Origin of the sequence: Winogradskyella marincola, from assembly GCF_029624125.1 — a bacterium.
Classification (GTDB): domain Bacteria; phylum Bacteroidota; class Bacteroidia; order Flavobacteriales; family Flavobacteriaceae; genus Winogradskyella; species Winogradskyella marincola.
On record NZ_JARSBN010000004.1, the window covers coordinates 199,702 to 224,089 of the forward strand.

At 33.9% G+C, this 24,388-nt stretch carries 22 protein-coding genes; 9 read left to right on the forward strand and 13 right to left on the reverse strand.

Features of this window, described 5'->3' with window-relative positions; genetic code table 11:
• Positions 1–120: 120 nt before the first annotated feature.
• Complete coding sequence (locus P7122_RS08730) at positions 121–1,770, forward strand: T9SS type A sorting domain-containing protein (protein WP_278005406.1); 1,650 nt, start codon at positions 121–123, stop codon at positions 1,768–1,770.
• Between the two features lie 72 nt (positions 1,771–1,842).
• A complete protein-coding gene (locus P7122_RS08735) occupies positions 1,843–2,823 on the forward strand; it encodes a LuxE/PaaK family acyltransferase (RefSeq protein WP_278005407.1) in 981 nt (326 codons plus the stop codon).
• Positions 2,824–2,929: 106 nt separating this feature from the next.
• Here the strand turns inward: P7122_RS08735 and tyrS are convergent, their stop codons facing one another.
• The gene (tyrS, locus tag P7122_RS08740; protein ID WP_278005625.1) at positions 2,930–4,225 is read right to left on the reverse strand and encodes a tyrosine--tRNA ligase; all 1,296 of its coding nucleotides are present in this window, start codon (positions 4,223–4,225) and stop codon (positions 2,930–2,932) included.
• 79 nt (positions 4,226–4,304) lie between these two features.
• Here tyrS and P7122_RS08745 point away from each other — a divergent pair, with 79 nt between their 5' ends.
• Positions 4,305–5,327 carry an NAD-dependent epimerase/dehydratase family protein gene (locus tag P7122_RS08745; protein WP_278005408.1) on the forward strand — a complete coding sequence of 341 codons (1,023 nt, stop codon included), beginning with the start codon at positions 4,305–4,307 and terminating at the stop codon, positions 5,325–5,327.
• A gap of 1 nt (position 5,328) precedes the next feature.
• Here P7122_RS08745 and P7122_RS08750 read toward each other — a convergent pair whose 3' ends face one another.
• Genes P7122_RS08750 through P7122_RS08760 form a run of 3 tightly spaced genes read right to left on the reverse strand, consistent with a single transcriptional unit; the run spans position 5,329 to position 7,849 of the window.
• On the reverse strand, positions 5,329–5,778 hold the full coding sequence (locus tag P7122_RS08750; protein WP_278005409.1) for a DUF4296 domain-containing protein: 450 nt from the start codon (positions 5,776–5,778) through the stop codon (positions 5,329–5,331).
• Positions 5,775–7,118 carry a dihydroorotase gene (locus P7122_RS08755; protein WP_278005410.1) on the reverse strand — a complete coding sequence of 448 codons (1,344 nt, stop codon included), beginning with the start codon at positions 7,116–7,118 and terminating at the stop codon, positions 5,775–5,777. Before P7122_RS08755 ends, P7122_RS08750 begins: the two co-directional genes overlap by 4 nt.
• Before the next feature lie 5 nt (positions 7,119–7,123).
• Positions 7,124–7,849: a polyprenol monophosphomannose synthase gene (locus P7122_RS08760; RefSeq protein WP_278005411.1), complete on the reverse strand. Its 726-nt coding sequence runs from the start codon at positions 7,847–7,849 to the stop codon at positions 7,124–7,126.
• A 138-nt stretch (positions 7,850–7,987) separates the two neighbouring features.
• Between P7122_RS08760 and P7122_RS08765 the strand changes: the two genes are divergently transcribed.
• On the forward strand, positions 7,988–8,638 hold the full coding sequence (locus P7122_RS08765) for a DUF4271 domain-containing protein (RefSeq protein WP_278005412.1): 651 nt from the start codon (positions 7,988–7,990) through the stop codon (positions 8,636–8,638).
• A gap of 15 nt (positions 8,639–8,653) precedes the next feature.
• The gene (locus P7122_RS08770; RefSeq protein ID WP_278005413.1) at positions 8,654–9,403 is read left to right on the forward strand and encodes a uroporphyrinogen-III synthase; all 750 of its coding nucleotides are present in this window, start codon (positions 8,654–8,656) and stop codon (positions 9,401–9,403) included.
• A 74-nt stretch (positions 9,404–9,477) separates the two neighbouring features.
• Here P7122_RS08770 and pckA read toward each other — a convergent pair whose 3' ends face one another.
• Both pckA and P7122_RS08780 read right to left on the reverse strand, forming a co-directional pair.
• Positions 9,478–11,094 (reverse strand): phosphoenolpyruvate carboxykinase (ATP), encoded by a 1,617-nt coding sequence (gene pckA, locus P7122_RS08775; RefSeq protein ID WP_278005414.1) that lies wholly within the window; start codon positions 11,092–11,094, stop codon positions 9,478–9,480.
• A gap of 64 nt (positions 11,095–11,158) precedes the next feature.
• Positions 11,159–11,548, reverse strand: coding sequence for a DUF423 domain-containing protein (locus tag P7122_RS08780; protein ID WP_278005415.1), 390 nt, complete (start codon positions 11,546–11,548; stop codon positions 11,159–11,161).
• A gap of 81 nt (positions 11,549–11,629) precedes the next feature.
• On the opposite strand from P7122_RS08780, the gene P7122_RS08785 reads away from it, so the two are divergent.
• Entirely contained in the window at positions 11,630–12,994 is a 1,365-nt protein-coding gene (locus P7122_RS08785; protein ID WP_278005416.1) for a saccharopine dehydrogenase family protein, read from the forward strand.
• A 50-nt stretch (positions 12,995–13,044) separates the two neighbouring features.
• On the forward strand, positions 13,045–13,515 hold the full coding sequence (locus P7122_RS08790) for an Lrp/AsnC ligand binding domain-containing protein (protein WP_278005417.1): 471 nt from the start codon (positions 13,045–13,047) through the stop codon (positions 13,513–13,515).
• A gap of 50 nt (positions 13,516–13,565) precedes the next feature.
• Here the strand turns inward: P7122_RS08790 and P7122_RS08795 are convergent, their stop codons facing one another.
• From P7122_RS08795 to P7122_RS08815, 5 genes are all read right to left on the reverse strand, one after another.
• Positions 13,566–14,282 (reverse strand): Bax inhibitor-1/YccA family protein, encoded by a 717-nt coding sequence (locus tag P7122_RS08795; protein ID WP_278005418.1) that lies wholly within the window; start codon positions 14,280–14,282, stop codon positions 13,566–13,568.
• Between the two features lie 109 nt (positions 14,283–14,391).
• Positions 14,392–15,087, reverse strand: a complete 696-nt coding sequence (locus P7122_RS08800) for a zinc metallopeptidase (RefSeq protein WP_278005419.1) — start codon at positions 15,085–15,087, stop codon at positions 14,392–14,394.
• Between the two features lie 99 nt (positions 15,088–15,186).
• Positions 15,187–16,287, reverse strand: coding sequence for an alanine dehydrogenase (gene ald / locus P7122_RS08805; RefSeq protein WP_278005420.1), 1,101 nt, complete (start codon positions 16,285–16,287; stop codon positions 15,187–15,189).
• A gap of 277 nt (positions 16,288–16,564) precedes the next feature.
• Positions 16,565–16,924 carry a hypothetical protein gene (locus tag P7122_RS08810; RefSeq protein ID WP_278005421.1) on the reverse strand — a complete coding sequence of 120 codons (360 nt, stop codon included), beginning with the start codon at positions 16,922–16,924 and terminating at the stop codon, positions 16,565–16,567.
• 120 nt (positions 16,925–17,044) lie between these two features.
• Positions 17,045–20,152, reverse strand: coding sequence for a leucine--tRNA ligase (locus tag P7122_RS08815; protein ID WP_278005422.1), 3,108 nt, complete (start codon positions 20,150–20,152; stop codon positions 17,045–17,047).
• 195 nt (positions 20,153–20,347) lie between these two features.
• Here P7122_RS08815 and P7122_RS08820 point away from each other — a divergent pair, with 195 nt between their 5' ends.
• Entirely contained in the window at positions 20,348–21,226 is an 879-nt protein-coding gene (locus tag P7122_RS08820; protein WP_278005423.1) for a cell division protein FtsX, read from the forward strand.
• Positions 21,227–21,292: 66 nt separating this feature from the next.
• Positions 21,293–21,550, forward strand: a complete 258-nt coding sequence (locus tag P7122_RS08825; protein ID WP_278005424.1) for a DUF3098 domain-containing protein — start codon at positions 21,293–21,295, stop codon at positions 21,548–21,550.
• A 1-nt stretch (position 21,551) separates the two neighbouring features.
• On the opposite strand, the gene P7122_RS08830 is transcribed toward P7122_RS08825, so the two are convergent.
• Positions 21,552–22,676 carry a glycerate kinase gene (locus P7122_RS08830; protein WP_278005425.1) on the reverse strand — a complete coding sequence of 375 codons (1,125 nt, stop codon included), beginning with the start codon at positions 22,674–22,676 and terminating at the stop codon, positions 21,552–21,554.
• Positions 22,677–22,679: 3 nt separating this feature from the next.
• On the reverse strand, positions 22,680–24,386 hold the full coding sequence (locus P7122_RS08835) for a sodium:solute symporter family transporter (protein WP_278005426.1): 1,707 nt from the start codon (positions 24,384–24,386) through the stop codon (positions 22,680–22,682).
• Positions 24,387–24,388 lie beyond the last annotated feature (2 nt).

A 24,388-nucleotide genomic window follows, 5' to 3' on the forward strand; every position in this document is an offset into this window, starting at 1 on the left:
AACAATTACCTCAACACAGATGTTAACTTATTGTAAAAAAGCATGTTGTTCACAAAAAACACCTTATAAACTCAGTTATTGTTAGTATATTTACAGTCTAATTTTTATTAAAAAACAATTATGAAAAAAATTTACTTTTTATTTTTTAGTTTAATAAGTCTGATTTCATTCGGTCAAAACCTTGCTGCGAATGGTAGCTTTGAATCATGGACAGCTGGTGCTCCTGACTCTTGGACAACACTAGACTTTAACACGACTGACTTAACTGAGAACACAAACGCAACTTACGTATCTGATGGTACTAGTTCTGCAAGTGTAAATGTTCTAACACAAACTCAAGGTGATACAGACATGAGACAAACTGTATCTCTTATTGGAGGTGTAACTTATACTATGAGTTTAGATGTTTATGCTACAAATAATGAAGCAAGAGCTAGAATTTTTAATGGCAATGGTTTTTCACCATCTGAATACTCTGACGAAACAGTACTTAATCAATGGCAAACTATCTCTTTTGAGTATACGCCAGCGAGCAATGAAGATTTTGAATTCGGAATTCGTTTTTATGATATCAATTCTAACTGGACTGGTGGATCTCTATTTTACATCGATAATTTACAAATTGTAGCTGCTGTAGATCCTAGTGTAGCTATCACTTCTCCTACTGATGGTGCTACAGTACCATCTAGCGATGTAGATGTTGAAATTAGTGTACAAAATTTTAATGTTGCTTCTGGTGGTGCTGGAGATGGATACATCGTATACACTGTAGATGGTGGTGCTGCTATTGATAAATTTGATAGTACTCCAATAAGCTTGTCTAGCCTTGCTGATGGCTCTCATACTGTTGCTTTAGAATTAGTTGACAATAGTGGTGCATCATTACCAAACCCAGCTACAGCGTCTGTAACTTTTGACGTTACTACAATTGCTCAGGTTTCTAACATCACTGCTTTACGTGCTGGTACTACTGGTGAATTTTACGAATTAACTGGCGAAGCAGTAATCTCTTATATCGTAACTGAAGGTACTAGAAACCAAAAATACATCCAAGATGGAGATGCAGGTATCTTAATTGATGATACTGCTGGTACATTAAGTACTTCTTTTAACATTGGAGACGGTATTACAGGATTAAAAGGTCAATTAACAGAATATGCTGGAACACTTCAGTTTGTTCCTAGCGAGAATGTAGCAAGTGCATCTTCTACTGGTAACGTTTTAACTCCAATTGTTGTAAGTGCTGCTGATCTTATTACTAATGGCGAAACTTACGAGAGTAGATTAATTACATTAAACAATGTAACTTTTGAAGATACTGGAGTATTTGCTGATAATACAAACTATAATGTTGCTGACGGAAGTGACGTTACAGTATGTAGAGTAGCTTTTGGCGACGAAGATATTATAGGTACTGCTATACCAACTACGGCTTCTAGCATTACTGGTCTTGGAGGAGAATTTAACGGTACTTACCAAATTTTCCCAAGATACGCTAGTGATATAGCTGCACCATTAAGTGTTAACGGTTTTAATGCTTCTAAATTTAGCCTTTTCCCTAACCCAACAAATACAGGTTTTGTAAACATCGCTTCTAATAACGATGGTGATATGTCTGTAGAAGCTTACGACATCTTAGGTAAAAGAGTAAAATATCAAACTTTAACAAACAACACTTCTCTAAATGTGTCTGACTTAAAGTCTGGTGTTTATATTTTAAAGATTACACAAAACAATGCTACTACGACTAAAAAATTAGTTATTAAATAATCATTGTTTTTTTAATAAAGAAAGCGCAGCTAAGATTTAGCTGCGCTTTTTTATTTTCAATACTTTTGCACAATGATTTCTACAGACACCATTTTTAATATTAAAAACAATGCCGAATTTGAAGCATTAGCTCTTGATATCTTTAGATTTCAGTTTGAAAACAATGGTGTTTATCGTTCATTTTGCGATTTGCTTTACAAGCATCCTTCAGACATAAAAAGTCTTACCGAAATTCCTTTTTTACCTATTCAGTTTTTTAAAACACATGACGTTTTAAGTTCTAGGGCTAAAGTTGAAAAAATCTTTACCAGTTCTGGCACAACAGGAAGCACAACAAGTAAGCACCAAGTTACCAACCTAAGCATATACGAGGAAAGCTATTTAAAAGGCTTTGCACATTTTTATGGCAATATTGAAGACTATGTAGTATTAGCACTATTACCTTCTTATTTAGAACGCGATGGATCATCACTTATTTATATGGTAGATGATTTAATACAAAAATCTAAACATCCTGAAAGTGGCTTTTACCTCAACAATCTTCAAGACCTTGCTAAAACGCTTAACAGGCTTGAAGCTAAAGGACAAAAAACACTTTTAATTGGTGTTTCTTTTGCTTTGTTAGATTTAGTTGAGCAATTTCAATTTAGCCTAAAACACACCATAGTAATGGAAACTGGTGGCATGAAAGGCAGACGAAAAGAAATTATACGACAAGAACTGCATGATGTGCTTAAAAAAGGTTTTGGTGTCAAGCAAATACATAGTGAATATGGCATGACTGAACTTCTTAGTCAGGCTTATTCTAAAGGTAACGGTGTTTTTGAATGCGCGCCTTGGATGAAAATTTTAACAAGAGATACTGAGGACGCTTTAACAGTGTTACCACCAAACAAAACAGGTGGCATAAATATTATAGACTTAGCCAACATCAACTCTTGTGCGTTTATTGCCACACAAGATTTAGGCAAAACTTCAGAAAACAATCAATTTGAAATTATTGGCAGGTTTGACAACTCAGATATTAGAGGTTGTAACCTAATGGCTTTGTAAGGTTATAAAAACTATTACGACTATTCAATTGCTATAGAAAAAGAAAGATTTTTCAATAGTTGATTGATTGGTTAGAAGTGCCCAAAAGAAATTTTGGGCACTTTTTTTATTCAACCTTTATGATATAGGTATTTTTCTTTCCTTTATTGAGTATAATATAGGTATCGTTTATTAAGTCTTCAGAAGACAGTTGGTAATCTTCTTTTACTTTTTCTTTATTAACTGAAATCGAATTTTCTTTTAAAGCACGTCTTGCTTCACCATTAGAATTCAAGAAATTAGTTTTTGCTGCCAAAGCACCAATCATATCTAAACCTTCATTAAACTCTGCTCTTGAAATAAAAGCTTGTGGCACGCCTTCAAAAACATCTAAAAATGTAACTTCATCTAAAGTTTTAATATCCTCTTTAAAAGATTTACTAAACAAAATACTTGATGCTTTTTCGGCATTTTCAAAATCCTCTTTAGAGTGTACCATAATGGTAATTTCTTCTGCTAATTTCTTTTGCAACGCTCTTAAGTGAGGTGCTTCTGCATGTGTTTTTACTAAATCAGAGATTTCTTCTTCGGTTAAAAACGTAAAGATTTTAATGTACTTTTCCGCATCATCATCGCTAGAGTTTAACCAATATTGGTAAAATTTGTATGGCGATGTTCTTTTGGCATCTAACCAAATATTACCTCCTTCGGTTTTGCCAAATTTAGTACCATCTGCTTTGGTAATTAACGGACAGGTTAAGGCATAACCTTTACCTCCACCTATACGACGAATTAATTCTGTACCTGTGGTAATATTTCCCCATTGATCACTTCCGCCCATTTGTATAGAACAATTGTTCTCTCTGTACAAATGCAAAAAGTCATACCCTTGTACTAATTGATATGTAAATTCTGTAAACGACATTCCTTCTTTAGCTTCAGAGCTTAAACGCTTTTTCACAGAATCTTTAGCCATCATATAGTTTACTGTAATGTGCTTACCTACATCTCGTATAAACTCTAAAAACGAAAACTCTTTCATCCAGTCATAGTTGTTTACCAAAACCGCTGAGTTAGCTTCATCACTATCAAAATCTAAAAATCTTGACAATTGATTTTTTATAGCTTCTTGATTATGACGTAGTGTTTTTTCGTCTAATAAGTTTCGTTCTGCAGATTTTCCTGATGGATCTCCTATCATTCCTGTAGCACCACCAACCAAAGCATAAGGTTTGTGACCTGCTAACTGAAAATGACGCAACATCATAACACCAACTAAGTGACCAATATGTAAAGAATCTGCTGTAGGATCGATACCTACATAAGCACTTTGCATACCTTCTAATAAATGTTCTTCTACTCCTGGCATGCTTTGGTGCAACATACCTCTCCATGTTAATTCTTCTACAAAATTCTTCATTATATATAGTGTGTATTAGATAAGAGCAAAGATATGTTTCCACATTAAAAGACAAAAGACAATTTTAACGTAATTTAGCCTTATGATTTTAGTTACAGGAGGAACAGGATTAGTTGGTTCACATTTGCTTTACAAGTTGGTCTCAAATGGGCAAAATGTACGTGCAATTTACAGACGTGAAAAAACTTTAAAGCGCGTTAAGCATGTGTTTAACTATTTTTCTGATAATGCTGAAGAGTTATTTGAAAAAATTGATTGGGCAGAAGCCGATCTCAATGACATCCCAAAACTACAAACTGCTTTTAAAGACGTAACGCATGTATACCATTGTGCTGCTTTTGTTTCTTTTGAACCTAACAAATACCATCAATTACGTAGAGTCAACATTCAAGGCACTGCTAACATTGTTAATCTATGCATTAGTCACTCCATAAAAAAACTCTGTTACATAAGCTCTATCGCTGCTATTGGGCATTATGCAGATTCTTCTAAACTCATTACCGAACAGACTGCCTGGAATCCTGAAGACGACAATAGTGTTTATGCCATTACCAAATATGGTGCAGAACTCGAAGTTTGGCGAGGTACACAAGAAGGCTTAGATGCTGTTATTGTTAATCCTGGGATTATACTTGGTGCTGGCTATTGGAAAGGTGGTAGTAGCGGCAATTTATTCAGAAAAATACACGAAGGCATGACGCACTATGTAAACGGTGTTGTTGGGTATGTTGATGTTTTTGATGTGGTTGACGCTATGGTTTTACTTATGAATAGCGACATTAAAAACGAAAATTACATTTTAGTTTCTGAGAACCTTAGTTTCAAAGATTTTCAATATAAAGTAGCCACAAATTTAAATGTAAAACCACCTAAAAAAGAAGCTAAGCCATGGCTTCTCAACGTCGCCTGGCGTTTAGATTGGCTAAAACATAAAATCACAGGATCAAGAAGAAGTTTTGTAAAACATACAGCAAAATCTGCTGTTAGCATTACCCAATATGATAACTCAAAAATTAAAAAAGCATTAGATTTTGAGTTTAAACCTATAAATCAATCTATTGAAGAAATTTGCAAATTGTATCAAAAAGATTTGAAAGAAAGCTAAATTAACCGCTTACTTCTTGTTTTAAAGCTTTTTTTATAGAGTCTCTTCGTTTTTCGTTTATACGACTAATAGAGTCTCTTCTTCGTTTTGCTTCTTTACCAGCTTTTTTTTCTGAGTCCTCAATCGCTTTTTTTTCATTTTCTAACCTTGTTCTTACTTTCTCTACCATTATTTTATACAAATCTGGATCAAAAGCATAATAGGCATTACTTTGAGCAAACTGGGCGCTATCTATTTGGTGCTTATTCAAAACATAAGATTCTGGCACAATACCTTTATCTTCCAATAGCTTTCTATTAACCCCTTTTGCTGCATTAATAACGTAAAGATCGTATAGAATACTCTCCATCTTATCTTTGGTAATAAGATTACTCGGCTTTGGTGGTCTGTTTCGCTTTTCGCAAGAAAATACAAATACAGATAAAACTAGTAAGAGCACATATCTTTTCATCTATTAAAAGTTAATCGTTTAGCTGCTTTAACGTTTAATACTTTAAAATTGTTATAAACCAGCTGCCCATTTAAGAAAGTATGCGTTATTCTACTTTTAAAAGTACTACCTTCAAAAGGAGACCAACCACATTTATACAAAATATTACTTTTATTTACAGTCCAAGGACTATTAATATCAACTATAACTAAATCTGCGAAATACCCTTCTTTGAGGTAACCTCGTTTTTCTACATCGAAAAGAATAGCAGGATTATGACTTGCTTTTTCAACAATTTTTTCGATAGAAATTTTGCCTTGATGATGCATTTCTAATAATGCAACCAGAGCATGCTGCACCAATGGTCCACCTGAAGGAGCGCTGGTATAAGGGTTATTTTTTTCTTCGAGAGTATGTGGAGCGTGGTCTGTAGCTATAACGTCTATTCTATCATCTAACAGAGCTTTAAGCAACTGATCTCTATCTTTAGACGTTTTTACAGCAGGATTCCATTTTATATGACTTCCTTTTTTGGCATAATCCTCATCAGAGAACCATAAATGATGTATACAAACCTCTGCAGTTATTTTCTTATCTTTTAAAGGAACTTTGTTAGAGAACAGACTCGTTTCTTTTCCTGTTGAAAGATGAAACACATGTAGTCTTGCTCCTGTCTTTTTTGCTAATTCTATAGCTTTTGAAGATGATAAATAACAAGCTTCTTCGCTTCTTATTATTGGATGCTTCTCCATTGGTATGTCATCTCCGTATTCTGCTTTATATTTTGCAAGATTTTCTTTTATTGTAGCTTCGTCTTCACAATGTACTGAGATAACCATATCTGTGCTAGAAAATATCTTTTCGATAACTTTTGGGTCGTCTACTAACATATTTCCAGTAGATGAGCCTAAAAACAGCTTTAATCCAGCTACTGTTTTTGGATCTACTTTTAAAATTTCATCTAAATTATCATTAGTACCTCCAAACATAAAAGAATAATTAGCATAAGCTGTCTCTGCGGCTATGGCAAATTTTTCTTCTAGTTTTTCTACTGTTGTGGTTTGCGGATTGGTATTTGGCATCTCTATAAAGGATGTAATACCACCTGCTAAAGCGGCTTTAGATTCTGTTTCTATATTAGCCTTGTGCGTTAAGCCAGGCTCTCTAAAATGCACCTGATCGTCTATCATACCAGGTAAAACATAATTTCCTTCAGCATCTATTACAGTTATATCAGCAGACTTTACGCTAATAGAACTATCTATTTCTTTTATAATATCGTCTTCTATGAGTATATCGCCTTCAACAATTTTTCCTTCGTTGACAATTTTAGCGTTTTTTATGAGGGTTTGTCTTTTCATTTTCTTTAAGACTTCGTGAATAAACTTTTCAATTTCAAACTAATAACTCCAAAAATAGCTTCAGATATAATACTTCCGCTCATTTTTGATTTTCCTTTTATTCTATCTTTAAAAATAACAGGAATTTCTACAATTTTAAAGCCTTTTTTATAAGCTTTAAATTTCATTTCAATCTGAAATGCATAGCCTACGAATTTTACTTTATTTAGATTAATAGTGTTTAATACTTTTCTTTTGTAACAAATAAAACCAGCTGTAGAGTCTTTTACTTTAAGACCTGTAATTAATCTTACATATCTGGAGGCTCCATAAGATAAAAGTATTCTAGACAATGGCCAATTAACCACTGTAATACCTTTAACATATCTAGATCCTACTGCAATATCTGCATCATCAAAGGCGCAAGCGTTGTACAACTTTATTAAATCGTCTGGATTGTGAGAAAAATCGGCATCCATCTCAAAAACAAAGTCATAAGACTGCTCTAAAGCCCAATTAAAACCAGCAATATAAGCAGCTCCCAAACCATTCTTTTTGTCGCGTTGCAATAAATGTAACTGACCCGAAAATTCATTTTGTAAAGCTTTAACTTTATCTGCAGTACCATCTGGCGAGTTATCATCTACAACCAAAACATGAAACAACTTCTCTTGCGAAAACACAGCTCTTAATATCGTTTCTATATTTTCAATCTCATTATATGTTGGGATTATAACAAGTGCGTCAGACATATAAATACTTTTAAAAACTGGATTTTTTGTTACTGATAAAATTTTGACAAATGTAAAGTTTTTAACGGATTAAAAACTGTTATAGCTTTATTAAGATTTTAATTATGTAAAGCCTTATTTTCTTTATAATTTAGCAATATGAGGAACTATATTACTCACGAGTGGTTTACGATACTTACTGTTTTTGGGATTTTTGCCATAGCCTTGGCTAAGTATCTCAACGCTTTGCGTTTTAGCGATTTTGTATCTATAATCGGAAACTCTAAATACCTTAAGATTTATAGTAAGGATCAGAAATTTATAGACCCTTTTGATGGTTTGCTATTTCTTAATCTGGCATTTTCTGGAAGTGTGTTTTTATATTTTTGCTACTCTACTTTTGTTTCTCCGTTAACATTTGAGCTAATTTCTTTTTTAAAACTACTACTTGCTATCGCAACTGTAGTCATTATTAAAACACTTTTAGAGCGTTTAATAGCTAGTTTATTTGAAATTGATAGTATTATTGATGCCTATTTGTTTCAAAAAATTACGTTTCTAAACTACTCTGGTTTAGTTTTAATTATCACTAACTTACTGTTACTCTACACCAGTACAAATCCAAAAATTATAATAATAGCATCTTTTGCCATTATATTTTTAATAAATCTCATTGGGTTTATCACTTCATTCAGAAACTATCAAAAAATAATAAATCCAAATTTTTTCTATTTTTTATTGTATCTTTGCGCTCTCGAAATCGCACCTTATGTGCTTTTATATAAGGTCGTTAGCGAGTATAACGTTTAAAAAAGGGGTTTATATATGAAAGTGAAGACGATTTTAGTATCGCAACCAGAGCCTAAAATAGAGAATTCTCCGTACTTTGATTTGCAGGAAAAGCAAAAAGTAAAAGTAGACTTTAGACCTTTTATTCATGTAGAAGGTGTCTCAGCAAAAGAAATTAGACAACAAAAAATAGATCTTGCCAAGTTTTCTGCTATTATTCTTACAAGTAGAAATTCTGTTGATCATTTTTTTAGAGTAGCAGACGAAATGCGCTTTAAAGTACCAGATACTATGAAGTACTTTTGCCAGTCTGAAGCTGTTGCTTACTACTTACAGAAATATGTGGTTTACAGAAAACGTAAAATCTATGTTGGTAAGCGTACTTTTGAAGACTTAATGCCTTTAATTAAAAAGTACAAAGACGAATCATTCTTATTACCAACTACAGACAAGGTAAAACCTATTATTCCTGATACTTTAGACAGCTTAGGAGTAAACTGGAAACAAGCTACATTTTACAAAACAGTAATAAGCGACTTATCTGATTTAGCTAATGTATACTATGATATCTTAGTATTCTTTAGCCCTTCTGGTATAGAATCTTTATTTCACAATTTCCCAGATTTTAAGCAAAACGATACTCGTATTGCTGTATTTGGAAACACAACAATAAAAGCTGTAAAAGAAAAAGGATTGCGTGTAGATATTGCTGCACCAACTCCAGAAACACCTTCAATGACTATGGCTTTACAGAAGTACATTGATAGTGTTAATAAAGGAAAGTAAGTTTATAAAAAACTCAATATAAAAAAAGCGATTCTAAATGTTAGAATCGCTTTTTTATTTATCTATTGTTTGACTTAAAACGCATAACGCTGTGGTCCTCCTCTTCTAATTTCTTCAGAAGCATAAGACTCAAACTTTTTGAAGTTATCTCTAAAAGCATTCGCTAATTTAAATGCCATTTTATAATAAGCATCATCATCATTCCAAGTTGTTCTAGGACTCAACACCTCTGTTGGCACACCAGGACATTGTCTAGGCTGAGCCACACCAAATACAGAGTGAATATGGTAATTATCGTAGTCATAAAGACCTAAATCTCCATTTAAAGCTGCATTAATCATAGCACGTGTGTACTTTAATTTCATACGAGTACCTACACCATAAGGACCACCTGTCCAGCCTGTGTTTACCAACCAAACATTAACACCTGCTTCTTTCATTTTCTTGCTAAGCATATCTGCATATTCTGTTGGGTGCAACGGCATAAATGGCGCACCAAAACAAGCAGAAAACGACGGTTGCGGCTCTACTACTCCTGCTTCTGTACCTGCTACTTTTGCTGTGTAACCAGAAATAAAATGGTATGCAGCTTGCGCTGGAGTTAATTTTGAAATTGGAGGTAGCACACCAAAAGCATCTGCTGTTAAGAAGAAAATATTCTTAGGATTTTTACCAATAGAAGGTGTTTTAATATTTTCTATATGATAAATAGGGTAGCTTACTCTTGTATTTTGAGTTATAGATGTGTCAGCAAAATCTACATTGCCTTTATCATCCATAATAACATTTTCTAAAATAGCTCCTTTCTTAATAGCGCCAAAAATTTCTGGTTCTTGCTCTTCTGAAAGGTTAATAACCTTAGCGTAGCAACCGCCTTCAAAATTAAAAACAGTGTTTTCGCTAGTCCAACCATGCTCATCATCACCTATTAAACTACGGTTAGCATCTGTAGATAATGTTGTTTTTCCTGTACCAGAAAGTCCAAAAAAGATAGCAGTATCTCCATCCTTACCAACATTAGCACTACAGTGCATAGGTAAAGTATTTTTGAAAACAGGTAATTCGAAATTTAAAGCAGAAAAAATACCTTTTTTAATTTCTCCTGTATAACCAGTACCACCAACAATAGCTGTCTTTTTGGTAAAATTTAAAATTGCAAAGTTATGCTGACGTGTACCATCTATTTCTGCTTCTGCCATAAAACCTGGCGCATTTATCACAGTCCATTCAGGAGAAAAGTCTTTCAACTCGTCTTCTGTAGGACGTAAAAACATATTGTAAGCAAATAAATTACTCCAAGGGTACTCGTTGATAACACGAATGTTGGTTTTGTAATTAGGATCTGCACAAGCATAACTATCTCTAACATAAATCTCTTTATTAGACAAATATGCTGTGATTTTGTCATAAAGCTTATCAAACTTATCGCTATCAAAAGCTATATTGATATTTCCCCACCAAATTTTATCTTTAGTTATATCGTCCTTAACGATAAATCTATCCATAGGAGAACGTCCTGTAAACTCACCTGTATTAATAGCAAGTGCACCAGACGATGCTTCAACTCCCTGACCCTTTTCTATGGTCTCGTTATGGAGTTGATCTGGAGTCATTTGATAGTGGATTGTGGCACCTTTAATGCCATAGTTTTCTAACGAAATCGTTTTCGCTGAAGGAGTATGGTTTACCATAATTTTTGTGTTGTTTAGGCTGCAAAATTATAACTTTATTTTAAAAAGACATTGCTAAAAGACATTAATCGTTCTTATTTCTTATAACACCTATTAACATTAAGACCCAAGCAGTTATTAGCAATAAGCCTCCAATTGGTGTTATCATTGCAATTGTCTTAAAATCAAAACTTGAGAGCTCGTTAGTTGCCAAGCCATATATAGAACCAGAGAAGAATAAAACACCTACTAAAACCAGATAAAAAACTACTTTTTTAACCTTTACATTCACAAAAGATGTTCCGCCTAAAATTAGTAAAAAAAAGGCATGATAAATTTGATACCTAACACCTGTTTCAAAGGTATTTATAGCTTCTGCATCTACTAATTTTTCTAGACCATGTGCTGCAAAGGCTCCTAAAATTATTCCTAAAATTCCTAAAATTGAACCTCCTATTAAAATGTTTTTGTTCATAAGTAAAGTGTGTTTTTGGTTTCTTTTGCTTAGTGTATTTATTACATTCGTGCATTACAAAATTACTTATATAAAGCCACTATGCGAAAGATTTTAATCATTGGTGCAGGAAAATCTTCATCATACCTTATAAAATATTTATTAGACAAATCTCAATCCGAAAATCTTCAGATTACTATAGGAGATCTCAATGTTGAAAATGCTAAAAAACTTGTTAGTAATCATGCGAATGTAAATATCATTCACCTAGATGTTTTTAATTCAGAATCTAGAAGCAATGCTGTAAAAGATGCAGATATTGTTGTATCAATGTTACCTGCTCGTTTTCATATTGAAGTAGCCAAAGACTGTATTACTTACAAAAAACATATGGTTACTGCATCTTATGTTAGCAAAGAAATGGAAGCTTTAGACGAAGCTGCTAAAGCCAACAACCTTATATTTATGAACGAAATAGGTGTAGATCCTGGTATTGACCACATGAGTGCTATGCAAGTGATAGACCGTATTAGAGATAATGGAGGTAAAATGATTTTATTTGAATCCTTTACTGGCGGTTTGGTAGCTCCTGAAAGTGATAACAACTTATGGAACTATAAATTTACATGGAATCCTAGAAATGTTGTTGTTGCAGGACAAGGCGGAGCTGCTAAGTTTTTACAGGAAAATCAGTTTAAATACATTCCTTATGGCAGATTATTTAGACGTACCGAGTTTTTAAATGTTGATGGTTATGGTCGTTTTGAGGCTTATGCTAACAGAGACTCCTTAAAATATCAAAATGTTTACGGTTTAGAAAACATCAAAACATTGTATAGAGGTACAATGAGACGTGTTGGTTTTAGTAGAGCTTGGAATGTGTTTGTGCAATTAGGCATGACAGACGATAGCTACACCATAGATGACAGCAAAAACATGAGCTACAGAGACTTTGTTAATGCGTTTTTACCATACAGCCCAACAGATTCTGTAGAATTAAAATTTAGACACGCTCTTAAAATTGACCAAGACGATATTGTTTGGGATAAGTTTTTAGAACTTGATATTTTTAGTGCTAAAAAAATGGTAGAACTCGATAAAGCAACTCCTGCAGAAATCCTTCAAAAGATTTTAATGGATAGCTGGACATTAGATCCTGAAGATAAAGACATGATTGTAATGTACCACAAATTTGGGTATGAGATTGATGGAGAAAAACGCCAAATAGACTCTACTATGGTTGTGGTTGGTGAAGACCAAACGTATACTGCCATGTCTAAAACAGTTGGCTTACCTGTTGCAATAGCTACATTAGATATTTTAAACGGAAAAATAAAAACGCCTGGAGTACAAATTCCTATTTCTAAAGAAGTATACACACCTATTTTAGAAGCGCTAAAAACCTATGGTGTACAATTTAAAGAAAGTAAAGTACCATATTTAGGGTATAATCCTTTAAATATTTAAAATATATAATCATTTTATTATTTTTAACTTTCAATCTAATAGATGAAACTATGAAAGTTAATGACAAAGGCATTTATATAGACGGTATTGACAAAAAGATTCTAAGAGCTTTAATGGAAGATGCCAGAACACCTATTTTAGAAATAGCCAGGAATGTTGGTATTTCTGGTGCTGCCATACATCAAAGACTAAAAAAGCTTGAAAAATCTGGACTATTGGCTGGCTCTAAGTTTATTATTAACCCAAAAGTTCTTGGTTATACAACTATGGCTTTTGTTGGTGTATATTTAGATAAAGCCGTTAGTAATCCTGAAGCTGTAAAACAACTAAAAAAGATTCCGGAAGTTATAGAATGCCATTACACTACTGGTCACTGGAGTATTTTTATAAAAGTGCTATCTAAGGATAACGAACATTTAATGCACCTACTTAACACACAAGTACAAAGTATAAGTGGTGTTTCCAGAACAGAAACTTTCATTTCTTTACAAGAACAAATCAACCGACAAATAAAGGTTTAAAACAAAAAAAGCTCTGATTTCTCAGAGCTTTTTTTTATGATTAATTGTCTTTAATCTCTAGACATAAAAATTCTTAAGATATACCAGAATAATAACATTAATGATGCAAATAACCCTAATGCTGCTGGCACGTATTGATCTACTGAATACTTATTAACCAGGTTAGACGTTTGATACAAAATAGAACCTCCTGCTAATAAACACATAGCTACAGAAAACCATAATCCTAAGTCAAAACCAAAGATTGTTCCTGCTATGATTAACCCTATAGCCACAAAAAAGCCAATAGTTAAACCTGTTTTTAAGAATGAAAAATCCGTTTTTGTTAGCAATACTGCAGCAGAAAGACCTGTAAACAACGCTAAGGTTACTATAGCTGCCTGATTAAGAATCTCTGACCCAGAATCCATGTATTTAACTGCTATGTAAATCATTGGTATAAAGATTACAGCTTCAAAAAATATGTAGATACCATAAGCAAGATATTGCATATTTCTATCTGTAGTTTTAAGCGCCAATCCTTCAGCATAATTAGTAGCTAGCATAAAACCGCCTAATAGTAACAACCACTTATAACCTTGTGTCATAGACAGCATAAAATTTATAACTGTGTCACTCTGTAACAATAAGTATTCAAAAAGCACAAAAGCTAAGACTCCACCTGCTACATGAGCATAAGTTTTTCTATAAAAAGCTGCACGTTCTACTTCAGACAGACTACTTACCATTACACGTTCTGGTAATTCATTTGGTATTCGGTTTTCCATAATTGATTGGTATTTATTTACTGCAATGTAAGTATTTATTTACTAAGACAATACAAAAAAAGCCCTGATTTCTCAGAGCTTTTAATTTTTATTTAAAAATGCTTTCTTTTTAATCTCTTCCGCCAAACACTTGCAGAGCCCAATATAATAATGAAGCTAATGCACCAATCGCAGCTACCAAATAAGTTCTTGCTGCCCATTTAAGCGCATCTTCAGATCCTTTATATTCTTCAGGTGTCACCACATTCTTAGCCTTTAACCAAGCTAACGCTCTATTACTGGCATCGTACTCTACTGGTAGTGTAATAAAACTGAATAGTGTTGCAAAACCCATAAATACCAGACCAGCAACTGCAATCCAATATCCAAATCCAACACCTGCTGCTGCACCAAGGATTAAACCACCTATAACCAACCATTGAGACATACCAGAAGTTACACTAACTATTGGCACCAATGCTGAACGCATACCTAAGGCACTATAAGCTTGGGCGTGTTGCACAGCATGGCCTACCTCGTGCGCTGCTACTGCTGCAGCTGCTGCATTACGCTGATTATATACTGCCTCACTTAGGTTAACTGTTTTATTTTTTGGATTGTAATGATCTGTTAATTGTCCTGGTGTAGAAATTACCTCAACATCATAAATTCCATTATCTGCCAACATTTTCTCAGCTATCTCACGACCACTCATTCCATTGCGCAATTGCACTTTGGAATACTTAGCAAATTTACGTTTAAGTTGATTACTCACTAACCAGCTCACCAAAGCAATGGCACCAATTAGCACGTAATATCCCATCATTCCATTCATAATTTTAAAATTTAAGTTTATGTAAATGTACTAAATGGATTGCAAAAAATAAGCCAAATTTGAGTTAAGAAATTTTGTCAGTCGCAAGCCTTACATTGCATCAACAGACCAATTGAAGGCTTCTGCAATTTCTTCATAAATAATTTTGCCGTTGGCTATATTGATTCCTTTTCTTAACGATTGGTCTTTAGCACATGCTACTTCCCAACCTTGATTGGCTAATCTAAGTACATAAGGTAAGGTTACGTTTGTCAATGCTAAAGTAGACGTGTAAGGTACAGCACCTGGCATATTTGCAACACAGTAGTGTACAACGTCATCAATAATGTAAGTCGGATTCTCGTGAGTAGTTGCCTTTGTGGTTTCAATACAACCTCCTTGGTCTACAGCCACGTCCACTATTACTGTTCCTGGTCGCATGTCCTTTAGCATATCTCGTGTGATTAACTTTGGCGCTTTTGCTCCTTTAATTAACACACCACCAACAATAAGGTCGTGATCTTTAATTCGTTTTCTTATATTAAATTCGCTCGAAAACTCTGTAACCACGTGGTTTGGCATTACATCATTAACATAACGTAATTGCTTCATATTAATATCCATAATTGTTACATGAGCACCAAGACCTGCAGCCATTTTTGCCGCTTGGATTCCAACAACTCCAGCACCTAACACTAAAACTTTTCCTGGTGGCACACCTGGCACTCCACCTAATAAGACTCCACGTCCTTTAATTGGTTTTTCAAGATATTTTGCACCTTGTTGAATGGCCATACGACCAGCAACTTCAGACATTGGTGTTAATAGAGGTAATGTACCATCTTCATCCTCTACAGTTTCATAGGCAATACAAACTGCTTTGCTTTTTAGCATCGCCTTGGTTAAAGGTTCGCTAGAAGCAAAATGAAAATACGTGAATACCACATGATGTGGTTTTATCAAATCATATTCAACCGCAATTGGCTCTTTCACCTTTACAATCATTTCGGCAGAAGCGTAAACTTCATCAATTGTATCTAGAATAGTAGCGCCAACCTCTTTGTAATCTTCATCAAAAAAGCCACTGCCTAATCCAGCATTTTTTTGAATATAGACCGTATGATTGTTTTTAATAAGTTCAAAAACTCCAGCTGGTGTCATACCAACACGGTTTTCGTTGTTCTTGATTTCTTTTGGGACTCCGATTTTCATTTGCTGTTGTATTGTGGTTAATAGCACTATGAAATACACTTAAAAAATCTACCTATCCAAATATTAGAGTGATTTGAAAGCTATTTTTTAGGAATTATTATTTTGAAGATTATATTTTAAATATTTCACAATAAAACACTGTTTTCCAATTCAATACAGCAATAGATGAAATAATTATTTTTTCGTTAAAGCGAAAAATCAAAAGCGTCACATCAAGTACTTGTGAGGCAAGAAGAAAAGTATCGAGATGTTAAAATCATACTCGAACTGAAAAAATTTACTCAACAGCCAAAGACACTAAATCTACTTTATTATCTACAAAAATTACCACCAAACGATCTGGTTGAACTTCAAAAAAACTTGGTTCTTTACCAATGTTATACACAAACAATTCTGATTTTTTATATCGTGTGGTACTCGGATGACCTAAAATTTCGATGACCTCTTCTGAGGTTTTACCAATCAACAATTGAGATTCAATAAGGTCATCTACCATTTTATAGCGAGTTGTATGGTTAGATTTCCAGTTCTCTGTTGTAAAACGTTCTTCAAATTGAAAAATAAGAGACGTACTAATAACAAAGGCTAAAAAGAAAATTAACCCAATGGTATTTTTTCTATTTAGCCTTAATTTCATAGTAATATTATTAAAATGAGAACTGTGTTTTCCACAATGTTCCGGATAAATCCCAAAGCAATCTGTCAGAACACATGAACTGACAATTAATTATTAGATTCCTGCTTTTGTAGGAATCGGTTAGCCAACAATGTTCACAATCTTACCTGGTACAACAATCACCTTTTTTGGTGTGCGACCTTGTAACTGTTCTTGTGTTTTTTCGTGTGCTAGTACAGTTTTTTCAATCTCATCCTTGCTCATATCTAATGGTAATTCTAACGTGAAACGCATTTTTCCATTAAATGAAATCGGATAATTTTTAGAACTCTCTACCAAATGCTTTTCTTCAAATTTTGGGAAAGGTGCTGTAGAAATAGACTCATTATGCCCTAATTGTTCCCATAACTCTTCTGCAATATGTGGCGCGTAAGGCGACACTAACACTAATAATGGTTCTAATATTTCTTTACTTGTACACTTTTGCGCTGTTAACTCGTTTACAGCAATCATAAAGGTAGAAACAGACGTATTAAACGAGAAATTCTCGATATCTTCCTCAACCTTTTTAATGGTTTTATGAAGCGTCTTTAAATTGTCCTTCGTAGGCTCAGCATCAGTAACTTTAGACCCATTGTCGTCATTATACAACTTCCACAGTTTTTTAAGGAAACCGTGTACTCCTGTAATACCTGCAGTATTCCAAGGTTTGTATTGTTCTAATGGCCCAAGGAACATTTCATACAAACGTAAGCTGTCAGCGCCATAATCTGCTACAATGTCATCTGGATTAACAACATTGTATTTGGACTTGGACATTTTTTCGACTTCTCTACTAACAACAAATTTTTCATTCTTCTCTGTTAAGAAAGTAGCATTTTCATAACCTAAATTCGATTTTTTTAAAGCTTCTTCATCTAATTCATTCTTTAAATTCACAAATTCAATTGGGACGTGGGTTTTATAAAAATTGAAATTATTAATTAAAGGTGTAAACGAAACTCTTACCTTGTCATAAACACCTATTTCTTTTAATTCATCATTTAAATTCTTTAAGGCGATATCAACAAATTTATCTCTTATTTCTTTACTCTTTTCATCTTCGTTTTTATCTCTTTTGAAATGTTTCAATAAATCTTCATCTAAAAAGTATTCTTTAATAAATGAGTACTTTTCTTGTAATTTTCTTAGTTTCTCCTTTTCATCTTTTGTTAAAGATTTTAAAGCACCGTAACCAACAGTAGCCTCAATCTTATTAGCAAAAATTTCTTCAGTTCCTGAAAATGTTAAATTGACACCTACTCTTTTGAGATAAGCACTTTCTCCCAAAATCATCCCTTGGTTAATCAGCTTTTTAAAGGGTTCATCAACTCCAACAAAACCTCTATCGTATAAAAACTTTACCCAAAAGCGTGAGTACAATAAGTGTCCTGTCGCGTGCTCGCTACCTCCAATGTACAAATCTACATTTTCCCAATACTTAAGTGCGTCTTCAGTAGCAAAGGCTTCCTCTCTGTTGGCTTGTTCTTCCATATAACGGAAGAAGTACCACGAGCTTCCTGCCCAACCTGGCATGGTGTTTAATTCTAATGGGTAAATACCTTTAGATTCTGAAACAAGTTCAGAATGACAAACTGTATTTGTATTAGTGTCCCAAGCCCATACGTCTGCACGTCCTAATGGTGGTTCACCTTCTTCAGTTGGCAAGTATTTTTCAACTTCTGGTAAAGTTAGTGGTAAATGTTTTTCATCTATCATTTGCGGCATACCATCCTTGTAATACACTGGGAATGGTTCGCCCCAATAACGCTGACGAGAAAACACAGCATCACGCAAACGGTAATTGGTTTTTCCCTCGCCTTGACCGATTTGCTCTAATTCGAAAATAGCACGTTTAGTCGCTTTCTTATAGTTCATTCCATCAAGGAAATCGCTATTGGCAATCTTAACATTGTCCTTAGATGCAAAAGCTTCTTCAGAAATATCTACTCCTTCAAAAATATTTGGTATCGGAATATTGAAATGTTTTGCAAAATCAAAATCACGTTGGTCTCCACAAGGTACTGCCATAACAGCTCCTGTGCCGTAGCTTGCCAATACGTAATCTCCTATCCAAATCGGAATAGGCTCTTTGGTAAATGGATGCTCGGCATACGCACCTGTAAACACACCAGAAATGGTTTTTACATCTGCCATACGGTCGCGCTCACTACGTTTTGCAGTGGCTTCTATGTAGGCTTCCACCTCAGCTTTTTGTTCGTCTGTTGTAATTTGCGACACAAGCTCATGCTCTGGTGCAAGCGTCATAAAAGACACACCGAAAATGGTATCAGGTCTTGTTGTGAAGACTTCGATAGTTGCATCATAATCTTTTACATTGAACGTTACTGAAGCACCAACCGATTTTCCAATCCAGTTTTTTTGAATGTCTTTAAGGGCATCTGTCCAATCAATAGTATCTAAACCTTGAAGTAAGCGTTCTGCATAAGCCGAAATACGCATACTCCATTGGGTCATTTTTTTACGGATTACAGGATAACCACCACGTTCTGAAACGCCATTCACTATTTCGTCATTGGCTAAAACGGTTCCTAAAACAGGACACCAATTTACTTCGGTTTCTGCTAAATAGGTCAATCTGTATTTTAAAAGAATATCTTGTTTTTCAGTTTCTGAAAAAGCGTTCCATTCTTCAGCAGTAAACGGATTAATATCATCATCGCAAGCTGCATTTACGTTGGCATTTCCTTCAGCTTCAAACATTTTGATTAAGGTATCAATATGTTCTGCTTTGTTGCTATCGTAATTGTACCACGATTCAAACAACTGAATGAAAATCCATTGTGTCCATTTGTAATATTCCGGATTACTTGTACGTACTTCTCTACTCCAATCGAATGAAAACCCGATTTGATCTAACTGACGACGATAGGTTGCAATGTTAGCCTCAGTCGTTACCGCAGGATGCTGACCTGTTTGTATCGCATACTGTTCCGCAGGTAAACCAAACGAATCGTAGCCTTGTGGATGCAAAACATTAAACCCCTTATGACGCTTGTAACGTGCATAAATATCACTTGCTATATAACCTAGCGGATGCCCTACGTGCAAACCAGCTCCACTTGGGTAAGGGAACATATCTAGTACGTAGTATTTTGGTTTATCGCTGTTATTAGACGCTTTAAAGGTTTCGTTTTTTGCCCAGTAGTCTTGCCACTTTTTCTCTATGTCGTTGAAGTTGTATTTCATAATACTGCTTACCGTGTTTTCTCGCAAAGTCGCAAAGACGCAAAGTTAAATTCAGAAAATAATCTTTGCAGCTTAGTGGCTTTGCGCGCATTTAAGTCTGCAAATTTAGTGGTATTACAACACAATTAAAAACTAAACGTTGTATTACTCTACATAACTTTTCTTTTTTATTTTTACATCATTAATCCACACTATATGGCATCATCTTTTGACAAGTATCAAAAACGAAAATTAATTTCTTCATACATCTCTGTAGTTATCAGTATTGCATTGGTTTTATTCCTGTTAGGCTGTCTTGGTCTTTTGGTTATTAATTCTAAAAAAGTAGCTGATCATTTTAAGGAGCAAGTGGTGATGACGATTTATTTGAATGATACTGCAAAAGAGGTTGAAGTTAATCAGTTGAAGAAAAGTTTGGCAATGGCAGACTATTCTAAAGAAGCTACTTATGTCTCTAAGGAGGAAGCTGCTGAAATGATGAAAGCAGAAACAGGTGAAGATTTTATGGATTTTGTGGGTTATAATCCGTTAAAAAATTCGATTGACGTATACTTAAAAGCTGATTTTGTAACGACTGAAAAGCTCAGTGAAATTTCTGAAAGTCTTTCAACCAAATCGTTTATTGAAGAAATAAAATATGACAACGACCTTGTAGAACTAATGAATGATAACGTGAAGAAAATTAGTTTTTGGGTACTTATTATTAGTGGATTATTTACGCTTATTGCTGTATTATTGATTAACAGTTCTATTCGTTTGGCAGTATATTCAAAACGATTTATTATTAAAACCATGCAAATGGTTGGCGCTACAAAAAGCTTTATCCGCAGACCTTTTATATGGAAAAGCGTTCAACTTGGTATTGTAGGAGCTATTGTTGCTTTAGCTGGTATGGCAGTTGTACTGTATTATTTAGACCAATATTTCCCAGAGTTAGAATTGCTTAGAAACACAGTAATGATTGCAGGTCTTTTTGTTGGTGTTTTTGTGTTGGGTGTAATCATCACCTGGATTAGCACCTTTATAGCCACACAACGTTTTTTGAATTTAAAAACAGATCAGCTGTATTATTAAATTTAGATTCTCTTAACGCAAAAGTTTTAAATAAAACTATTACTTTGCAACAATAATCCAATTCACATGGGCGAACAAAAACGTAAAGAACAATCTAAAGCAGAGTTTATCTTCGGAAAAAAGAACTATAAGTTTATGCTTATTGGCTTAGCACTTGTTGTTGTTGGTTTTGTATTAATGTCTGGCGGAGGAAGTGACGATCCTAATGTTTGGAATCCAGATGTATTTAGCTGGAGACGTATTCGCTTAGCACCAACTTTAGTGCTTATAGGTTTTGGGTTTCAGGTGTATGCCATTCTATTGAATCCTGATAAAAAGAAATAGGTCACTTATTAATTTCTGCAACAAATTGTTGGATTATCGTCTTAAGATAATCTTCTGTATTTATTAGAGCATCTTCATAATTTTTTGCTTTATCTATGATGGATGCACTGTATTGTATGCCTATATTTTGAAGTGCCACTTGACTTAAATCCACACTACCACAAAATGTTGCTACTTTAATCCCTTTTGATTTTGCAGATTTTAAGATACCATCTATTGCTTTACCTGAAAGTGTTTGGCTGTCTAGCTTGCCTTCTCCTGTAATAATCCAATCTGCGTTTTTAATTTTATTATCAAAATTAGCTATTTGTTTTACTAGTTCTATTCCTGGTGATAATGTTCCGTTTAAAAAAGTAACACAACCTGCGCCCATTCCGCCAGCTGCTCCTGCTCCAGCAATGTCTTGAACATTTGTATTGAAATGAGCATCTAAAACTTTTGAAAAACTTTGAAGACCTTGATCTAAATATTCAATATCACTTTTTGAAGCACCTTTTTGTTTTGCGTAGACATGTGCTGCACCATTTGTACCGAAAAGTGGATTTGTGACATCGCATGCTATTTGTATGCTAACTGATTTTAATTGTGGATTTACATGCGTATCATCAATAGATTTAATATTTATTAGCTCGCTACTAATTGGCTTCACTTGGTTATTAGTTTCATCTAAAAAACGATATCCTAAAGCGGTTGCCATACCAATTCCGCAATCGTTTGTAGCACTTCCACCAATTCCTAAAATGATGTGTTTTGCTCCTTTATTAATCGCATCGAGAATTAATTGTCCTGTACCAAAGGTTGTGGTATTCATACAATTTTTCTCTTCTGGTTTTAATAGCTTTAAACCTGATGCTTCAGCCATTTCTATAAAAGCTGTTTTAGACTCTTCGGCATATAGATAGTTTGCTTTTACCTTATTAAATACCGGATTATTAACTTCAACTTCTATGTTGTTTCCGTTAAGGTAATAATTAACAACTTCAATAGTACCATCTCCTCCATCTGCTAAAGGCACGTTAATGACCTCTGCATTTACGGTTTGCTTTAAAATTGGTGCTACAATGTTACAAAACTCTAAGCCTGATAATGAGCCTTTATACTTGTCTGGTGCTAATACAATTTTCATTTTTTAGCTTAAAATATTAGGTAAAAATGAACTTACTATAAGTATAAAAACAAAGAATGAAATTAGTATAATACTTTCCTTTTTAAATAAATCCTTAAAGCTAACTTTATAATCCATCTCTATTTGTTTTGCTGGCACTTTATGGGTTAATTTACTCACTAAAATGGCAACTAAAATTGCTATTATAAATCCTGTAAGATTGTACCAAATCCAAAAAATATCTGGCACATTATTATATCCTAAATCTGCTAATGCTAGGTGAATAGAATCTTGACCCGAATAAAACTGACCTTGTGTGAAAAAGTAGACTAACTCTGGTAAGTATTTAAAAATAAGGTTTACTGCTACCGATGTTATAATAGCGGCATTCATACCAATATGATTAACTTTTTTTAAGAATATTGCAATAACAAAAGCAGCTAATATTGGCCCATAAAACAAGGACGTAATAGCGTTAATAAGCTCTATAACTGTGCTTTGGCTATTACCAAAAAGATATGCTGCAAGTATACAAACTACACCCCAAAAAACAACAAGTCCTTTAGATAATACCATATAGCGTTTTTCGGACAGCTTGTTTTTTCCACTATTAAAAAAATCTTCGATAGTTACAGCACTTAAAGAATTAATGGTAGAACTTAATGAAGACATAGCAGCAGATAAGATACCAACCATTAAAATACCTATTAATCCATTTGGTAAATATTTGGTAATAAATACTGGCATCATTAAATCTGGTTTTATACCAGAAGTTGCATATTCTGCAGGATAATGCACACGCGTTGTTTCTTGTATGCTTTGATAAAACTCTGGAATATTACTTACTAAATAGCCAATAATTAATCCCATGATACAATACACTAGCACTACCGGAAATCTTAGCAAACCGTTAGCCATTAAAAGTTTTCTTATTGTACCTTCGTCTTTTGCAGATAATAAACGTTGTGCTTGGGTTTGGTCTGTCCCGTAATATGATAAATACAAAAACAAGCCACCTAAAAGCATTGGCCAAAAGCCATATTCTTCATCTTGAAAAACGCCTAAATTAGACAGGTCTATAACCTGTAATCTTTCGGCATTAAAACCTGTAAATGTTCCGGTTTGTTCCATTAAAGAATAACCAACGATAAGGCAAATTATTAATCCTGAAAACAGAATTATCATTTGTATTGCATCGCCCCAAACAACTGCTTTCATACCACCTTGATACGAATAGATAAGTGTAACAATACTTATTATAATTAGCGTCCAATGAAAACTTATACCAACTACAGCTTGTATAATTAATGCCATAGTAAATACCATTACGCCTGTTCCTAAAGCTCTACTAATTTGAAAAACAACACTAATTAATTTTCGAGTAGACTTAGAAAACCTACGCTCTAGATATTCATAAATACTAACAATACCTGATTTGTATAAAGGTGGAATTATGAAAAACATTATCCCAATCATAGCTAGAGGTACACCAAACTCAAAGGTTAGCCATTTTAATCCTCCGTTAGCTTTTAGACCGACAAAAGCTGGTGCTGAAATAAAACTAATGGCTGATAATTGGGTTGCCATAGTTGATAAACTTAACGGAAACCAACCTAAACTTTTTCCTCCTAAAAAATAATCTTTAGAATCTTTATTTTCTTTGAAGAAATAGCCCATAGCCACAAAACCTATGAGATATACAATTATAATGGTGTAATCTAGCCAATTCATTT

What these genes read in the sequence shown, in the direction of transcription:
- pckA (WP_278005414.1), bottom strand. Translation starts at nt 11,094, where the DNA reads ATGGTAAACCATACTCCTTCAGCGAAAACGATTTCGTTAGAAAACTAT.
- P7122_RS08785 (WP_278005416.1), top strand. Translation starts at nt 11,630, where the DNA reads ATGCGAAAGATTTTAATCATTGGTGCAGGAAAATCTTCATCATACCTT.
- P7122_RS08790 (WP_278005417.1), top strand. Translation starts at nt 13,045, where the DNA reads ATGAAAGTTAATGACAAAGGCATTTATATAGACGGTATTGACAAAAAG.
- P7122_RS08795 (WP_278005418.1), bottom strand. Translation starts at nt 14,282, where the DNA reads ATGGAAAACCGAATACCAAATGAATTACCAGAACGTGTAATGGTAAGT.
- P7122_RS08835 (WP_278005426.1), bottom strand. Translation starts at nt 24,386, where the DNA reads ATGAATTGGCTAGATTACACCATTATAATTGTATATCTCATAGGTTTT.
- P7122_RS08755 (WP_278005410.1), bottom strand. Translation starts at nt 7,118, where the DNA reads ATGAAAAGACAAACCCTCATAAAAAACGCTAAAATTGTCAACGAAGGA.
- P7122_RS08770 (WP_278005413.1), top strand. Translation starts at nt 8,654, where the DNA reads ATGAAAGTGAAGACGATTTTAGTATCGCAACCAGAGCCTAAAATAGAG.
- P7122_RS08810 (WP_278005421.1), bottom strand. Translation starts at nt 16,924, where the DNA reads ATGAAATTAAGGCTAAATAGAAAAAATACCATTGGGTTAATTTTCTTT.
- P7122_RS08750 (WP_278005409.1), bottom strand. Translation starts at nt 5,778, where the DNA reads ATGAAAAGATATGTGCTCTTACTAGTTTTATCTGTATTTGTATTTTCT.
- P7122_RS08800 (WP_278005419.1), bottom strand. Translation starts at nt 15,087, where the DNA reads ATGATGGGATATTACGTGCTAATTGGTGCCATTGCTTTGGTGAGCTGG.
- P7122_RS08765 (WP_278005412.1), top strand. Translation starts at nt 7,988, where the DNA reads ATGAGGAACTATATTACTCACGAGTGGTTTACGATACTTACTGTTTTT.
- P7122_RS08830 (WP_278005425.1), bottom strand. Translation starts at nt 22,676, where the DNA reads ATGAAAATTGTATTAGCACCAGACAAGTATAAAGGCTCATTATCAGGC.
- P7122_RS08745 (WP_278005408.1), top strand. Translation starts at nt 4,305, where the DNA reads ATGATTTTAGTTACAGGAGGAACAGGATTAGTTGGTTCACATTTGCTT.
- P7122_RS08820 (WP_278005423.1), top strand. Translation starts at nt 20,348, where the DNA reads ATGGCATCATCTTTTGACAAGTATCAAAAACGAAAATTAATTTCTTCA.
- P7122_RS08730 (WP_278005406.1), top strand. Translation starts at nt 121, where the DNA reads ATGAAAAAAATTTACTTTTTATTTTTTAGTTTAATAAGTCTGATTTCA.
- P7122_RS08735 (WP_278005407.1), top strand. Translation starts at nt 1,843, where the DNA reads ATGATTTCTACAGACACCATTTTTAATATTAAAAACAATGCCGAATTT.
- P7122_RS08780 (WP_278005415.1), bottom strand. Translation starts at nt 11,548, where the DNA reads ATGAACAAAAACATTTTAATAGGAGGTTCAATTTTAGGAATTTTAGGA.
- P7122_RS08760 (WP_278005411.1), bottom strand. Translation starts at nt 7,849, where the DNA reads ATGTCTGACGCACTTGTTATAATCCCAACATATAATGAGATTGAAAAT.
- P7122_RS08815 (WP_278005422.1), bottom strand. Translation starts at nt 20,152, where the DNA reads ATGAAATACAACTTCAACGACATAGAGAAAAAGTGGCAAGACTACTGG.
- ald (WP_278005420.1), bottom strand. Translation starts at nt 16,287, where the DNA reads ATGAAAATCGGAGTCCCAAAAGAAATCAAGAACAACGAAAACCGTGTT.
- P7122_RS08825 (WP_278005424.1), top strand. Translation starts at nt 21,293, where the DNA reads ATGGGCGAACAAAAACGTAAAGAACAATCTAAAGCAGAGTTTATCTTC.